1 rRNA gene is annotated in these 554 nt (G+C 54.5%); it reads right to left on the reverse strand.

The window, feature by feature from the left end:
• Window positions 1-499, reverse strand: a 23S ribosomal RNA gene (locus QR64_RS07350); the annotation flags it as partial.
• Window positions 500-554 lie beyond the last annotated feature (55 nt).

Genomic DNA, 554 nt, shown 5'->3' on the forward strand with positions numbered 1-554 from the left:
CCGACAGATTCACACCGGATTTCACGGGCCCGGTGCTACTCGGGTACTTCTCACGAGAGCCGGCAAGTTTTCGTCTACGGGATTCTCACCCTCTACGACAGGCCGTTCCAGACCACTTCGACTAACCAACCGGTTTCTTACTCTCGCCCGTCATGACAGTGACGGGAAGAAAAGCCCCACAACCCCACGGATGCAACGCCTGCCAGCTATCACACACCCATGGTTTAGCCTCATCCGCTTTCGCTCGCCACTACTCACGGAATCACATGTTGTTTTCTCTTCCTGTGGGTACTGAGATGTTTCACTTCCCCACGTTCCCTCCACACACCCTATATATTCAGATGCGGGTAACACGACATCACTCGTGCTGGGTTTCCCCATTCGGAAATCCTCGGATCACAGCTCGGTTGACAGCTCCCCGAGGCATATCGCAGCCTCCCACGTCCTTCATCGGCTCCTGGTGCCAAGGCATCCACCGTACGCTCATAAACACTTACAACAAAGATGCTCGCGTCCACTGTGCAGTTCTCAAACAACACACAACAACCCCTACC

It is taken from the genome of Rhodococcus sp. Chr-9 (assembly GCF_000801125.1).
Lineage (GTDB): Bacteria > Actinomycetota > Actinomycetes > Mycobacteriales > Mycobacteriaceae > Rhodococcus > Rhodococcus pyridinivorans.